The sequence below is a fragment of the Kosakonia sp. BYX6 genome (assembly GCF_038449125.1).
GTDB classification, from domain to species: domain Bacteria; phylum Pseudomonadota; class Gammaproteobacteria; order Enterobacterales; family Enterobacteriaceae; genus Kosakonia; species Kosakonia calanthes.
The window spans coordinates 381,589-396,911 of record NZ_CP151800.1 but is presented as its reverse complement, the minus strand read 5'-3'; the positions used below and the strand labels follow the sequence as shown (position 1 = coordinate 396,911).

10 protein-coding genes are annotated in these 15,323 nt (G+C 55.8%); 2 read left to right on the top strand and 8 right to left on the bottom strand.

What is annotated here, in order from left to right; all coding sequences use genetic code 11:
• Positions 1-30: 30 nt before the first annotated feature.
• A complete protein-coding gene (gene glpD / locus AAEY27_RS01655) occupies positions 31-1,536 on the top strand; it encodes a glycerol-3-phosphate dehydrogenase (RefSeq protein ID WP_342323232.1) in 1,506 nt (501 codons plus the stop codon).
• A 164-nt stretch (positions 1,537-1,700) separates the two neighbouring features.
• Here the strand turns inward: glpD and glgP are convergent, their stop codons facing one another.
• The 6 genes from glgP to asd all read right to left on the bottom strand — a co-directional run bounded on the left by glgP (position 1,701) and on the right by asd (position 12,518).
• Positions 1,701-4,148, bottom strand: a complete 2,448-nt coding sequence (gene glgP / locus AAEY27_RS01650) for a glycogen phosphorylase (RefSeq protein ID WP_342323231.1) — start codon at positions 4,146-4,148, stop codon at positions 1,701-1,703.
• Positions 4,149-4,167: 19 nt separating this feature from the next.
• On the bottom strand, positions 4,168-5,601 hold the full coding sequence (gene glgA, locus AAEY27_RS01645; RefSeq protein ID WP_342323230.1) for a glycogen synthase GlgA: 1,434 nt from the start codon (positions 5,599-5,601) through the stop codon (positions 4,168-4,170).
• Positions 5,602-5,691: 90 nt separating this feature from the next.
• Positions 5,692-6,975 (bottom strand): glucose-1-phosphate adenylyltransferase, encoded by a 1,284-nt coding sequence (gene glgC, locus AAEY27_RS01640; RefSeq protein WP_342323229.1) that lies wholly within the window; start codon positions 6,973-6,975, stop codon positions 5,692-5,694.
• A gap of 14 nt (positions 6,976-6,989) precedes the next feature.
• The gene (gene glgX / locus AAEY27_RS01635) at positions 6,990-8,966 is read right to left on the bottom strand and encodes a glycogen debranching protein GlgX (RefSeq protein WP_342323228.1); all 1,977 of its coding nucleotides are present in this window, start codon (positions 8,964-8,966) and stop codon (positions 6,990-6,992) included.
• A complete protein-coding gene (glgB, locus tag AAEY27_RS01630) occupies positions 8,963-11,149 on the bottom strand; it encodes a 1,4-alpha-glucan branching enzyme (RefSeq protein ID WP_342323227.1) in 2,187 nt (728 codons plus the stop codon). The genes glgX and glgB overlap by 4 nt, the downstream gene beginning before the upstream one ends.
• A 262-nt stretch (positions 11,150-11,411) precedes the next feature.
• Positions 11,412-12,518, bottom strand: a complete 1,107-nt coding sequence (gene asd, locus AAEY27_RS01625; protein ID WP_342323226.1) for an aspartate-semialdehyde dehydrogenase — start codon at positions 12,516-12,518, stop codon at positions 11,412-11,414.
• A gap of 175 nt (positions 12,519-12,693) precedes the next feature.
• Here asd and AAEY27_RS01620 point away from each other — a divergent pair, with 175 nt between their 5' ends.
• A complete protein-coding gene (locus AAEY27_RS01620; RefSeq protein WP_342323225.1) occupies positions 12,694-13,287 on the top strand; it encodes a YhgN family NAAT transporter in 594 nt (197 codons plus the stop codon).
• 43 nt (positions 13,288-13,330) lie between these two features.
• Here AAEY27_RS01620 and gntU read toward each other — a convergent pair whose 3' ends face one another.
• Both gntU and gntK read right to left on the bottom strand, forming a co-directional pair.
• Positions 13,331-14,671, bottom strand: a complete 1,341-nt coding sequence (gntU, locus tag AAEY27_RS01615) for a gluconate transporter (RefSeq protein WP_342323224.1) — start codon at positions 14,669-14,671, stop codon at positions 13,331-13,333.
• Positions 14,668-15,201 (bottom strand): gluconokinase, encoded by a 534-nt coding sequence (gene gntK, locus AAEY27_RS01610; protein ID WP_342323223.1) that lies wholly within the window; start codon positions 15,199-15,201, stop codon positions 14,668-14,670. Before gntK ends, gntU begins: the two co-directional genes overlap by 4 nt.
• Between the last annotated feature and the right edge of the window lie 122 nt (positions 15,202-15,323).

Below are 15,323 nucleotides of genomic sequence, written 5' to 3'. Positions count from 1 at the left end.
TGAGCTTTTACGAAAGTGCGTGAGGAAAGCATGGAAACCAAAGATCTGATTGTGATAGGCGGGGGCATTAATGGTGCCGGTATCGCGGTTGACGCCGCAGGGCGTGGTTTATCTGTGCTGATGCTGGAAGCACAGGACCTCGCGTGCGCGACATCCAGTAATAGCTCCAAATTGATTCACGGTGGCCTGCGCTACCTGGAACACTATGAATTTCGCCTGGTTAGCGAAGCGCTCGCCGAGCGTGAAGTGCTGCTGAAAATGGCGCCGCACATTGCCTTCCCGATGCGTTTTCGCCTGCCGCATCGCCCGCATTTGCGCCCGGCATGGATGATCCGCATTGGTCTGTTTATGTACGATCACTTGGGTAAACGCACCAGTTTACCGGCCTCTAAAAGTTTGCGTTTTGGCTCAGAGTCGGTGTTGAAACCGGAAATCGTGCGCGGTTTCGAATATTCCGACTGCTGGGTCGACGATGCGCGTCTGGTGCTGGCGAATGCGCAAATGGTTGAGCGTAAAGGCGGGAAAGTGTTAACCCGCACGCGCGCCACCAGCGCCCGCCGTGAAAATGGCTTGTGGATTGTTGAAGCGGAAGATATCGACACCGGCGAAAAATTTAGCTGGCAGGCGCGCGGTCTGGTGAACGCCACCGGCCCGTGGGTGAAAGAGTTCTTCGATGACGGCATGCATTTGCCGTCGCCGTACGGCATTCGCCTGATCAAAGGCAGCCATATTGTGGTGCCGCGCGCGCATGCGCAAAAGCAGGCTTATATTCTGCAAAACGAAGATAAGCGTATCGTGTTCGTGATTCCGTGGATGGATGAGTTTTCCATTATTGGTACCACTGATGTGGAGTATCACGGCGATCCGAAGCATGTCGAGATTGACGAAAACGAGATTAACTACCTGCTGAAAGTCTACAACGGGCACTTCAAGAAACAGCTGACCCGCGATGATATCGCCTGGACTTACTCCGGTGTGCGCCCGCTGTGCGATGACGAATCCGATTCTCCGCAGGCGATCACCCGTGATTACACGCTGGATATTCACGATGAAAACGGCAAAGCGCCGCTGTTGTCGGTGTTCGGCGGGAAATTAACCACTTACCGTAAACTGGCTGAGCACGCGCTGGAAAAACTGACGCCGTATTACAAAGGCATCGGTGCGGCGTGGACGAAAGAGTGTGTGTTGCCGGGTGGCGATATCACAGGCGATCGCGATGATTACGCCGCGAAGCTGCGTCGTACCTATCCGTTTATCAGCGAATCAATGGCGCGCCATTACACCCGCACTTATGGCAGCAACAGCGAGTTGATTCTGGCGAATGCCAGCAGCCTTGAGGATTTGGGCGAGCATTTTGGTCATGAGTTGTACGAAGCCGAGCTGCGTTACCTGGTTGAGCACGAATGGGTGCGTCGCCTGGATGACGCGATTTGGCGCCGTACCAAACTCGGGATGTGGCTGAACGCCGAAGAGCAATCGCGCGTGGCGCAGTGGTTGACGCGCCACAGCAAAGCGGAATTGTCGCTGGCATCGTAATAGTTGTTTCGCATTATCGGCCGAAGGATTTTGTAGGCCCGGTAAGCGCAGCGCCACCGGGCGTTTTGCCGGATGGCGGCTTCCGCCTTATCCGGCCTACAACCTACAAATATATGAACGGCTTGTAGGCCGGATAAGCGCTTAGCGCCATCCGGCGAATACCGCTACAGCCGAACTGGGTTGATATTCCAGATATGTTCGGCGTACTCCTGAATCGTTCGGTCGGATGAGAAATACCCCATATTGGCGATATTGCGCATCGCTTTGGTCGTCCACTCTTCCGGGTGGCGATAAAGCGCGTCCACTTTGTCCTGGCAGTCAACATAGCTGCGGAAATCCGCCAGCACCTGATAGTGGTCACCAAAGTTAATCAACGAATCCACCAAATCGCGGTAACGTCCGGGCTCCTGCGGGCTGAACAACCCGGTGGCGATTTGCGTTAACACCTGGTGCAACTCCTCATCTTTTTCATAATACTCGCGCGGTTTATAGCCCTGACGACGCAACGCCTCCACCTCATCCGCCGTATTACCAAAGATAAAGATATTCTCTTCCCCCACATGCTCCAGCATCTCGACGTTTGCGCCATCCAGCGTGCCGATGGTCAACGCACCGTTAAGCGCGAATTTCATATTACTGGTGCCAGACGCCTCAGTACCCGCCAGCGAAATCTGCTCAGAGAGATCCGCCGCCGGGATAATTATCTGCGCCAGGCTAACACTGTAGTTCGGGATAAACACCACTTTCAGCTTGTCGCCAATCTGCGGATCGTTATTGATCACATGGGCAACGTCGTTGATCAGGTGAATAATGTGCTTCGCCATGTAATAGGCCGAGGCGGCTTTTCCGGCGAAAATATTGACGCGCGGCACCCACTCCGCTGTCGGGTCGGCTTTAATGCGGTTATACCGCGTGATGACGTGCAACACGTTCATCAACTGGCGTTTATATTCGTGAATGCGTTTGATCTGCACATCGAACAGCGCTTTCGGGTTCACCACCACGCCGAGCTGTTGGGCAATCACAATCGCCAGCCGTTTTTTGTTCTCCAGCTTGGCATGACGCACCGCCTGGTTCACCGTCGGGAAATCGAGATGCTGCTCCAGCTCGCTTAGCTGGCTGAGATCGGTGCGCCAGGTGCGACCAATATTTTCATCCAGCACATCCGAAAGCGACGGGTTCGCCAGCGCCAGCCAGCGTCGCGGCGTCACGCCGTTGGTGACATTGAGAAAACGCATCGGGAAGATGGCCGCGAAGTCCGCGAACAGCGACTGCACCATCAAGTTGGAGTGCAACTCCGACACGCCATTCACTTTGTGGCTGACCACCACCGCCAGCCACGCCATGCGCACGCGGCGACCGCTGGACTCATCAATAATCGACGCGCGGCTAAGCAGATCGATATCGTTAGGGTTCTGCTCCTGCAAGGTTTTCAGGAAGTAATCATTAATCTCAAAGATGATTTGCAGATGGCGTGGCAAAATTTTACCCAGCATCTCAACCGGCCAGGTCTCCAGCGCTTCGCTCATCAACGTATGGTTGGTGTACGAGAACACCTGGCAGGTCACTTCAAACGCCTCATCCCACGAAAACTTATGCTCATCAATCAGCAAGCGCATCAGTTCCGGGATCGATAACACCGGGTGGGTGTCGTTGAGGTGAATGGCGATTTTGTCCGCCAGGTTGCTGTAAGTCTGGTGCAATTGGAAATGGCGGCTCAGGATATCCTGCACCGTTGCCGAGACAAGGAAGTACTCCTGACGCAGGCGTAATTCGCGCCCGGAATAGGTGGAATCATCCGGGTAGAGCACGCGCGAAACGTTCTCTGAATGATTTTTGTCTTCCACCGCCGCGAAGTAATCGCCCTGGTTAAATTTACCGAGATTGATTTCGCTACTGGCCTGCGCATTCCACAAGCGCAGCGTATTGGTCGCGTTGGTGTCATAACCGGGGATAATCTGATCGTAAGCCACCGCGAGGATCTCTTCGGTTTCGATCCAGCGGCTCTTTCTGCCCTCTTGCTGAATTCGCCCGCCGAAGCGCACTTTGTAACGCGTGTTGTGGCGTTTGAATTCCCACGGGTTGCCGTACTCCAGCCAGTAATCCGGGGACTCTTTCTGCCGACCGTCGACAATGTTCTGTTTAAACATACCGTAGTCGTAACGAATCCCGTAGCCACGGCCCGGTAGCCCGAGCGTCGCCAGCGAATCAAGAAAACAAGCCGCCAGTCGCCCAAGCCCGCCGTTACCCAGCCCTGGGTCGTTTTCCTCATCAATCAGCTCTTCAAGATCCAGCCCCATCTCATCCAGCGCATTTTTCACATCGTCATAAATACCGAGCGACAACAATGCGTTTGAGAGGGTACGGCCAATCAAAAACTCCATCGACAGGTAGTAAACCTGGCGTACTTCCTGGGAGAGTTGCGCGCGAGTAGAACGCAGCCAGCGCTCCACCAGACGATCGCGAACGGCGAACAACGTGGCGTTCAACCATTCATGCTTATTGGCGATAGCCGGATCTTTACCGATTGTGAACATCAGTTTGTAGGCAATCGAATGTTTTAATGCCTCAACACTTAACGTGGGTGAAGCATAAGTAAACGGAGCATTCATATGCGTGATTCCTGGAAAACTATTTCAACCGAAAGTAAAGATCGCGGTAAGACTGCGCTGCGACCTGCCAGCTAAAATCCATTGCCATCGCCTGGCGTTGCACAAAACGCCACAGCGAAGGACGAGACCACAATACGAAAGCACGCCGGATCGCGCGAAGCAGTGACCAGGCATTACTGTCTTCAAAGACAAAACCGCTGGCGACACCGTCTGCCAGATTCTCCAGCGAACTGTCGGCAACCGTATCGGCTAACCCGCCGGTTCGACGCACCAACGGCAAAGTGCCGTACTTCAAACCGTAAAGCTGCGTTAACCCGCATGGCTCAAAACGGCTCGGCACCAGAATCACATCCGCACCGCCCATAATGCGGTGGGAGAACGCCTCGTGATACCCAATCTGCACGCCAACCTGGCCTGGGTGTTCGGCGGCGGCGGCGAGAAAACCTTCCTGCAATACCGGATCGCCCGCGCCAAGCAGCGCCAGTTGCCCGCCCTGTTCCAGCAAACCGGGCAACGCTTCCAATACCAGATCCAGCCCTTTCTGGCTGGTCAGTCGGCTAACCACCGCAAACACCGGCACTTTATCGTTAACCTTCAGCCCCATGGCGATTTGCAATTGGCGTTTGTTTTCCGCCTTCTCTTCCAGCGTGTCGCGGGTGTAGCGCGCGCCTAAGAGCAAGTCCGTCGCCGGATCCCAAATCTTCTCGTCCACGCCGTTCAGAATGCCGCTCAAACGGCCTTCCTGTTGGCGCTGGCGCAGCAGGCCTTCCATACCGTAGGCGAACTGCGGCTCGGTGATTTCCCGCGCGTAAGTCGGGCTGACAGCGGTGATATGGTCCGCGTAATACAGCCCGGCTTTGAGAAACGAAATCTGTCCGTTGAACTCCAGCCCGTGCATGTTAAAGAACGACCATGGCAGCGCGATGTCATTCATATGATGCGCATAAAACATGCCCTGATACGCCAGGTTATGCACCGTGAACACCGATTTCGCCGGGCGTCCTTTTGCGGCGAGATACGCCGGCACCAGACCGGCATGCCAGTCGTGCGCATGGACGATATCCGGGTGCCAGAACGGATCCAGACCGCTCGCCATCTCGCTGCCGACCCAGCCGAGCAGTGCAAAACGCAGCACGTTGTCGACATACGCAAACTGGTTCGTATCGTGGTAAGGGCTACCGGGGCGCTCGTACAAATGCGGCGCATCGATCATGTAAATCCCCACCCCGTTGAAATGCCCGAACAGCAGCGAAATCCGCCCGGCAAACGTCTCGCGCCGGGTGACAACCTGTGCGTCGGTGACACCACGACGAATGTCCGGAAACGCAGGCAGCAAAACGCGCGTATCAACTCCACCGGCAATTTGTGCCGCAGGCAACGCGCCAATGACATCCGCCAGACCACCGGTCTTCAGCAACGGAAACATCTCAGAACATACATGTAAAACCTGCATTGTCGCTCCTGTTCAAAGCCGCCGGGCTACGCGCCATGAGCGGAAAAACAGCACGCGGACCCCTTCCGCGCAAGGTTGTAAGTGATGCTTTCAGCCTTGTAATTTGCGCAACATTTCACGCGTCACCAGCACAATGCCTTCTTCCGATCGGTAGAAGCGCCGCGCGTCTTCTTCTGCGTTTTCGCCAATGACCGTGCCTTCCGGTATCTCGCAGGCTCTGTCGATAATGCAGCGGCGCAAGCGACAAGAGCGGCCGACCCACACATCGGGTAGCAGCACTGCCGAGTCGATATTGCAAAACGAGTTGACGCGTACGCGGGAGAACAGCACCGACTGCACGACAACCGATCCTGAAATAACGCAGCCGCCGGAAACCAGCGAGTTCAACGTCATGCCATGGCTACCCGATCGGTCCTGAACGAATTTCGCCGGTGGCAGAGATTGATTATAGGTACGGATAGGCCAGTTTTGATCATACATGTCCAGTTCTGGCATCACGGAGGCTAAATCAAGGTTGGTTTTCCAGTAGGCTTCCAGCGTGCCGACATCGCGCCAGTACGGCTCGGAATTCGGGTCGGATTGCACGCAGGACAACGGGAAAGGGTGGGCATAAGCCATCCCTGCTTTGACGATTTTCGGCAGAATGTCTTTGCCGAAATCGTGGCTGGAGTTTTCGTTTTTATCGTCCTCCTCCAGCAAGTCGTACAGGTATTGCGCATCGAAAATATAGATCCCCATACTGGCGAGCGCTTTCGTGTCGTCGTTCGGCATACAAGGGGGATTGGCGGGTTTCTCCACGAAGTCGATCACTTTGTCATGCTCGTCAACGGCCATCACGCCAAAGGCCGTGGCTTCGTGTACCGGCACTGGTAAACAGGCCACCGTGCATTGCGCGCCTTTCTCGACGTGGTCGAGCAGCATGCGCGAGTAATCCTGTTTGTAGATGTGGTCGCCCGCCAGAATCACGATGTATTCAGCGCGATAGCGGCGAATAATATCCAGGTTCTGGGTCACCGCATCGGCGGTGCCGCGATACCAATTCTCACCATGTACGCGCTGCTGGGCAGGCAATAAATCAACGAACTCGTTCATCTCATTATTGAAAAAGGACCAGCCGCGTTGAATATGCTGTATCAGCGTGTGTGATTGGTATTGCGTGATAACGCCGATACGGCGAATACCGGAATTGATGCAGTTGGACAGGGCAAAGTCGATGATGCGGAATTTGCCGCCGAAGTGCACCGCGGGTTTCGCGCGTTTTTTGGTTAAATCTTTGAGACGCGTTCCACGACCGCCCGCCAGGATCAGGGCGACGGATTTTAACGGCAGCTGGCGCGCTAACATTGTAGGGTCGTTCTTATCTAATCTCACCATGACAGACTCCGTTTTTATAACCGCTGAAATACGCACACACCATGCGCAGGCCCATGCCAGACAGTTATCACGACCGGATTGTCTTCTCCGGCAAAGGGCGCAATGGCGCACCACTCTCCTGCGGGTAATACAATTTCTGCAACTTCAGCCGTGGCATTCAGCGTTATTAACACGCTATCCGATAACAGGATTTGCAAGCGATGAACCCCGTTTTGCCACTCGTACGGCGTTAACAACCGCCCTTCTTTATTGAGCCAGGCAACGTTGCCGTCGCCCTCTTCCCACCACGCATCACGCGTGAGCGCGGGAATGCGCTTGCGCAGATGGATCAGCGCGGCGGTAAAGGCCATCAGTCCCCGGTCCGCCTGCGTCCAGTCCAGCCAGGTCAGGGCGTTATCCTGACAGTAGGCGTTGTTGTTGCCGTGCTGGCTATGGCCATGTTCATCGCCCGCCAGCAACATTGGCGTACCTTGCGACAGCAGCAGCGTGGTCAACAGAGCGTGCTGGCTTACCCGTCGCCGCTCAGAGACATCAAGGCTGCCGCCCAACCCTTCGAACCCGTGATTAAAACTGTGGTTGTTGTCGGTGCCGTCGCGGTTATCTTCGCCGTTCGCCTGGTTATGTTTGTGGTTGAAGCACACGCAATCCCGCAACGTAAAGCCGTCGTGGGCGGTGATCAGGTTGATCGATGCCGACGGTAAACGGCCTTCGCGTTTAAACACATCGCTGGAGGCGGCAAAACGCCCGGCGAATTCCCCAAGCGGCAGCGACTGTTCAAGCCAGAAGCGCCGCGTGGCGTCGCGGAAATGATCGTTCCACTCGGCAAACGGCGCGGGGAAATTGCCCACCTGGTAACCGCCAGGCCCGATATCCCACGGCTCGGCGATCAGTTTCACATCGCGCAGCAGCGGATCGTTTTGCATCACCGTAAATAACGCCGCCTGCTGGCTGAATGCCGGCGTGCGCCCAAGAATCGACGCCAGGTCAAACCGAAAACCGTCAATATGGAACGTCTCAACCCAGTAACGCAGGCAAGCGTGCGCGTATTCCACCACACCTGGCTGGCTCAAATTCAGCGTGTTACCGCAGCCCGTCCAGTTATGGTAATCACCGTCTTCTCTTACCCAATAATAGCTACGGTTATCGATTCCGCGCAGGGAGAAGGTCGGCCCGTCGAGATCGGTTTCCGCGCTGTGATTGAGCACAATATCGAGGATCACCTCGATCCCCGCCTGATGCAGCGCTTTCACCGCGTCGCGAAATTCGTTGATCGCCTGTTGCGGGTCGCTGGCATACGCCGGATGCAGCGCAAACAACGCCAGCGGGTTGTAACCCCAATAGTTGCTTAGCCCCAGCCGTTGCAAACGCGGCTCGCTGGCAAAATGGGCCACCGGTAACAGTTCGAGCGCGGTAATGCCAAGCTGCGTAAACCAGTCGATCATCACCGGGTGACCAAGCGCTTTGTAGGTACCGCGAATCGCTTCGGGAATGTCCGGGTGCAACCAGGTCAGCCCTTTCACATGCGCTTCATAGATAACCGTGTTGCCCCACGGCGTGCGCGGCGGCGCATCGTCTTGCCAGTCGAATACGTCATTAACCACCACGCTTCGCAAACCGAGTACGGCGCTGTCATGCGGATCCGGATAATCGTAACCGCCATGAAACAGCGGGTTATCGACGGCTTCACCTTCAACGCGATGGGCACAGGGATCGAGCAACAATTTGGCCGGGTTAAAACGGTGACCTTGTGCGGGTTCCCACGGGCCATGCACGCGGTAACCGTAATGCTGGCCCGCTTTGGCGCCCGCCAGAAAGCCGTGCCAAATGTCGCCCGTGCGGGCAGGCAGGTCGACGCGCTGTTCATTGCCTTCATCATCAAACAGGCAAAGCTCCACGCGCTCGGCGTGGGCAGAGAAAAGCGTAAAATTGACGCCATTGCCCTGCACTTGCGCGCCGGGCGGCGTCGCCGAACCTGCCGCCAGTTTCGTCATTCCCCCTCCCGCACCAGCCAGATGGTTGCCAGCGGCGGCAGCGTCACTAACAGCGAGTGCGCATGCCCACGATTTTCAATCTCATCGCTGTGCACCACGCCGCCGTTACCTGTGTTACTGCCGTGATAATGCATCGAGTCGCTGTTCAGCTCCTCGCGCCAGCGCCCCGGTTGGTTAATGCCGAAGCGGTAGCCGTGGCGCGGCACGGGCGTAAAGTTGCTGGCGACAATGATTTCGTTACCCTGTTTGTCGCGACGCGCGAAGACAAACACCGAGGCTTCGTGATCGTCGACCACCAGCCATTCAAAACCGTAGGGATCAAAATCGAGTTCGTGCAGCGCTTTATGGTGGCGGTAGGTGTGGTTCATATCGCGCACTAAGCGCTGAACGCCGTGATGCCAGTTGTCGCCGCCCTCAAGCAGATGCCAGTCGAGGCTGCCGTCGTGGTTCCACTCGCGGCCCTGGGCGAATTCGTTGCCCATAAACATCAGTTTCTTGCCGGGGAACGCCCACATCCACGCGTAATAGGCGCGCAGATTAGCGAACTTCTGCCAGGCGTCGCCGGGCATGCGATCGAGAATCGACTTCTTGCCGTGGACCACTTCGTCATGAGAAAGCGGCAGGATAAAGTTTTCGGTGTAGTTGTAGAGCATGCCGAACGTGAGCTTGTCGTGATGGTACTTGCGGTACACCGGATCGAGCTTCATATAGTCCAGCGTGTCGTGCATCCAGCCGAGGTTCCATTTGTACCAGAAGCCCAGACCGCCCAATGATGGCGGGCGAGACACGCCGGGGAAGTCGGTCGATTCCTCCGCCATGCTGACGGTACCAGGTGCCTGCTCACCGAGGATGCGGTTGGTATTGCGCAGAAATTCGATGGCTTCGAGGTTTTCGCGACCGCCGAATTCGTTGGGGATCCACTCGCCTTCTTTGCGGCTGTAATCGCGGTAAATCATCGACGCCACCGCATCAACACGCAGCGCGTCAATGCCGAAGCGCTCAATCCAGTACAGCGCGTTACCGACCAGATAGTTGCTGACTTCGCGGCGGCCATAGTTGTAAATCAGCGTGTTCCAGTCCTGGTGAAAACCTTCACGCGGGTCGCTGTGCTCGTAGAGCTTGGTGCCATCGAATTCGGCAAGACCAAAATCATCCGACGGGAAATGCCCCGGCACCCAATCGAGGATCACGCCAAGACCCGCGGCATGCGCGGTATGGATAAAGTGCAGGAAATCATCGCGTGTACCGAAGCGGCGCGTCGGCGCGTACAACCCGGTCGGTTGATACCCCCAACTGCCGTCGAACGGATGCTCATTGACCGGCAGCAGTTCCAGGTGGGTAAACCCCATCCATTTGGCGTAGGGCACCAGTTGGTCCGCCAGTTCGCGGTAGCTGAGCCAGTAATTGTTATCGGTGTGGCGACGCCAGGAACCGAGATGCACTTCATAGATGCTGATCGGCGCGTCGAACTGGTTCGCCTGTTTGCGCTCCTCACTTTGCGTTTTCTTGCCTGGTAAACCGCAGATAAGCGACGCGGTATCGGGGCGCATCTGTGCTTCAAACGCGTAAGGATCGGCTTTGATACGCAGCTTACCGTGCGCGTCGATCATCTCGAATTTGTACAACTGCCCATTCAGCGCGCCGGGGATAAACAGTTCCCAGATGCCACTTTCACGGCGCAGACGCATCGGGTGGCGGCGTCCGTCCCAGTAGTTAAACTGCCCGACAACCGAGACGCGCTGCGCATTGGGCGCCCAGACGGAGAAACGGGTTCCGACGACGCCATCCATGGTGTCGGCATGTGCGCCGAGGGTTTCGTAAGGCCGCATATGGGTGCCTTCGCTGAGCAGCCAGGCGTCCATATCTTGCAATAACGGGCCGAAGCGATAGGGATCGTCAATCAGGTTTTGTTGGCCGTGCCAGACCACGGCGAACTGATAATTGAACGGATTTTTGCGACGCTCAATGACGCCGCTGAAAAAACCACGGGAGTCCATACACTCCAGTTTTGCCACTTTGCGCCCGGTTTTCGGTTCGATAACCCAGACTTCGGTGGCGTCGGGCAATAGCGCGCGAACTTCCAGCCCCGCATCGGTACTGTGCATTCCCAGAACAGAAAAAGGATCGGCAAAATGACCGGCAATTAGCGCGTTAATCACGTCTCTATCAACATGAATGGACATGGTTCTCATCCTGTTTGTTGTGGTATCGCACCTTCCACCGTAGATACGCGCGGTTGCGATACTTTTTTTAACCTGAACGGTGCCGCACTTCGTGTGCATTCTCATTGCTCCGTTCCACTTTCAGGCAAAATGTTAAGACACCCAACTTAAAGCATAGCCAACGCTTTCAGAGTGCTAAGAAAATAAAACCCTCATGTTTTCTTTCTGCAAAAAAAGCATAAAAAAAGGGGTGCCGAAGCACCCCTTGATAATGTGAATACTGTTACGCCAGTTGGCGCAACATGCGGCGCAGCGGCTCGGCTGCGCCCCATAAAAGCTGGTCGCCGACGGTAAAGGCAGAAAGGTATTCTGGCCCCATATTTAATTTACGCAGACGGCCTACCGGCGTGGTCAACGTGCCGGTTACAGCGGCAGGGGTCAGTTCACGCATGCTGATTTCGCGATCGTTCGGCACCACTTTCGCCCACGGGTTGTGTGCCGCCAGCAGCTCTTCCACGGTCGGAATCGACACGTCTTTTTTCAGTTTGATGGTGAACGCCTGGCTGTGGCAGCGCAGCGCGCCGACGCGCACGCAAAGGCCATCGACCGGAATGGTGTTAGACGTGTTGAGGATTTTGTTGGTTTCAGCCTGGCCTTTCCACTCTTCGCGGCTCTGGCCGTTATCAAGCTGTTTGTCGATCCACGGGATCAGGCTGCCCGCCAGCGGAACGCCAAAGTTATCGACCGCCAGATCGCCACTGCGGGTCAACGCGGTGACTTTGCGTTCGATATCAAGAATGGCAGAGGCCGGATCCGCCAGTTCAGCCGCAACATGGCTGTGCAGTTGGCCCATTTGTGTGAGCAGTTCGCGCATGTGGCGCGCACCGCCGCCGGACGCCGCCTGGTAAGTGGCGACGGACACCCACTCCACAAGATCATTCGCGAACAGGCCGCCGAGGGACATCAGCATCAGGCTGACGGTACAGTTGCCGCCGACAAAAGTTTTCACGCCGTTGTTCAGCCCATCGTTGATAACGGCCTGGTTTACCGGGTCGAGGATAATAATGGCGTCATCTTTCATGCGTAAAGAAGAGGCTGCGTCAATCCAGTAACCCTGCCAGCCGCTTTCACGAAGCTTTGGATAGATTTCGTTGGTATAATCGCCGCCCTGGCAGGTGACAATGATGTCGAGTGCCTTCAGCGCGTCCAGGTTGAATGCATCCTGAAGCGTACCTGCTGCCTGGCCGCCAAATGCGGGAGCAGCTTGTCCAAATTGGGACGTGGAAAAGAAGACAGGGCGAATGGCGTCAAAGTCGCGCTCTTCTACCATGCGTTGCATGAGTACAGAGCCGACCATCCCGCGCCAGCCGATAAAACCAACATTTTTCATAGCGAATTCCTGCGAAGGTGTGTGCGTTGTGCGTGCGAGCCAGTTTCCAACTGGACGATGCTCCACATTACAAAATGCAGCCAAAGTCGCAAGTGAAATTAATCAATGATAGCGAACGCATCAGAAACACAGCTAATCTCTCTCTTTTTGCCGCACATGTTCGGGATAAGAATGAATGAATGACATCATCTCCGCCGCCGTCTTGTTGATCCTGATAATGGATCCGTTGGGTAACCTGCCTATTTTTATGTCGGTGTTAAAGCACACCGAACCCAAGCGCCGACGGGCAATTATGATCCGCGAACTGCTTATCGCGCTGCTGGTGATGTTTATCTTCCTGTTCGCCGGCGAGAAAATCCTGTCGGTGTTAAATCTGCGCGCGGAAACGGTGTCGATTTCCGGCGGGATTATCCTGTTCCTGATCGCCATTAAGATGATTTTCCCGAGCGAGTCTGGCGGCAGTTCCGGCCTGCCCGCTGGCGAGGAACCGTTTATCGTCCCACTGGCTATTCCGCTGGTCGCCGGCCCAACGCTGCTGGCCACGCTGATGCTGCTTTCCCACCAATATCCAAACCAGATGGGGCACCTGGTAATTGCACTCATCATCGCCTGGGGCGGCACCGTCGCCATTTTGCTGCAATCGACGTTGTTTTTGCGCCTGCTGGGTGAAAAAGGGGTTAACGCGCTGGAACGGTTGATGGGCTTGATTCTGGTGATGCTCGCCACCCAAATGTTCCTGGATGGGATTAGGGTGTGGATGAAGGGTTAAATCGATCAGGCCCGGTAAGCATTACGCTACCGGGCCTGGCAACTTAGCTCAACAACGAAAACGCAATCATCCCGATAATCGCACCGGTGGTGCCGAGGATGGTTTCCATCATTGTCCAGGTTTTCAGCGTTTGCGCTTCGGTAGCGCCGGTGAAACGGCCATACAGCCAGAAACCGGCGTCATTGACGTGGCTGACGACAATTGACCCGCCCGCGATACAGATGGAGAGTGCCGCCATCTGCGCGCCGTTGAAGTGCAGCTGTTCAATAACCGGCATCACCAGGCCGACCGCAGTCAGACAAGCGACCGTTGCGGAACCCTGAATAATGCGCACCGCGGCGGCCAGCACAAAGCAGGTGATGGCGATCGGCAAGCCCATACCGGTCAGCGCTTCGCCCAATGCCGGGCCGACACCTGAATCCACCAGTACCTGTTTGAACACGCCGCCCGCACCGATGACCAGCAGAATAATGCCCGCGGGTTGCAGCGCGTGACCGCAGATTTCCATTACGCGGTCTTTCGGCATGCCCTGGCGCATCGCCAGACCATAAATCGCCACCAGACACGCCACGAGGATCGCGGTAAACGGATGGCCGATAAACTCCAGCCAATCGTACAAATTGCTGCCTTCAGCCACGAAGCGTGCGGCGATGGTTTTCATCCCCACCAGCACCAGCGGCAGCAGAATCAGCGACAGGCTAAACGCGAACGATGGCATTTTGCCTTCGCCGAGATGCGGCTCGCTCACATCGTCCGGAATATGCAGCTGTACATGGCGGCTAATAAAGTTGCCCCACAGCGGACCCGCAATCAGCATGCCCGGGATCGCCGCGCACAGACCAATCAGGATCATCCAACCGAAATCAGCGTGCATTTGCGACGCCAGCAACATCGGCGCTGGTCCAGGCAGCAGGAATGCCGCCGCAGCCGCAACGCCGGCGAACAGCGGGATAACCAGCTTCACCAGGTTGGTACCGGTATGGCGCGCCATGGAAAACGCAACGCTAATCAGCAGTACGATCGCCACTTCGAAAAACAGCGGCAGTGCGCAAATCAACCCGGCCAGACCAATCGCGTAATGCGCGCGGCTGTGGCCGAAAGATTTGAGCATCTTGACGGCGATTTGGTCCACCGCGCCGGTTTCATGCAGAATCTTGCCGAACATCGCGCCGAGCGCCACCACAATGGCGAGAAAGCCCAGCGTACCGCCCATGCCTTTTTCCATGGTTTGCGCGATTTTAATCAACGGCATACCGGAAAAAAGCCCTGCGCCAATAGAAACCACCATTAAGGCAACGAAAGCGTGCATACGGGCTTTCATCACTAAAAACAGCAGCAGTAAAACTGAACCTACGGCTGTTAAAACAAGCGTTAATGTACTCACTGCGCACTGCCTTTCTTAATTACGTCAATTGTGCTGGCGACAACGCCATCCAGCGGCTGGTCAATATCAACAATCAGCACATCGCGCTCGTCTGCGCCCGGCTCTTGCAGCGTTTCGAACTGCGTGACCAACATCTGCGTTTTGAAGAAGTGGCCTTTACGCGCTTTCAGGCGGCTTTCGATGACATCGAATTCGCCTTTCAGGTAGATAAAGGAGAGGTTCGGGTTACCTTCACGCAGCAGGTCGCGGTAGTGTTTTTTCAGCGCGGAGCAAACGATCAGCGACACTTTGTTGGTGCGCTGCATCGCGAAAGCAGCATCATTCAGCGCCTGTAACCACGGTTTACGGTCGTCGTCGTTCAGCGGTTCGCCAGACGCCATTTTGGTGATGTTGCTGCGCGGATGGAGGAAATCGCCGTCGAGAAATGCGGCATGTAACTGATAGGCTACTTCGCTGGCAACAGCAGATTTGCCACTGCCGGAAACGCCCATCAGAACATAGACATGATGATCAAGGTTTGTTGTGCTCAAAGGGTAGCCCCCACGGGTGCAAGAGTGAATTGTTACGGGTAACTGTTATCGGTAACATTGTCCTGCCGGGGTTCTGGAGAAGCAATATCCATTCGTGCCAGAAATAAATAACTGTGAGCTAC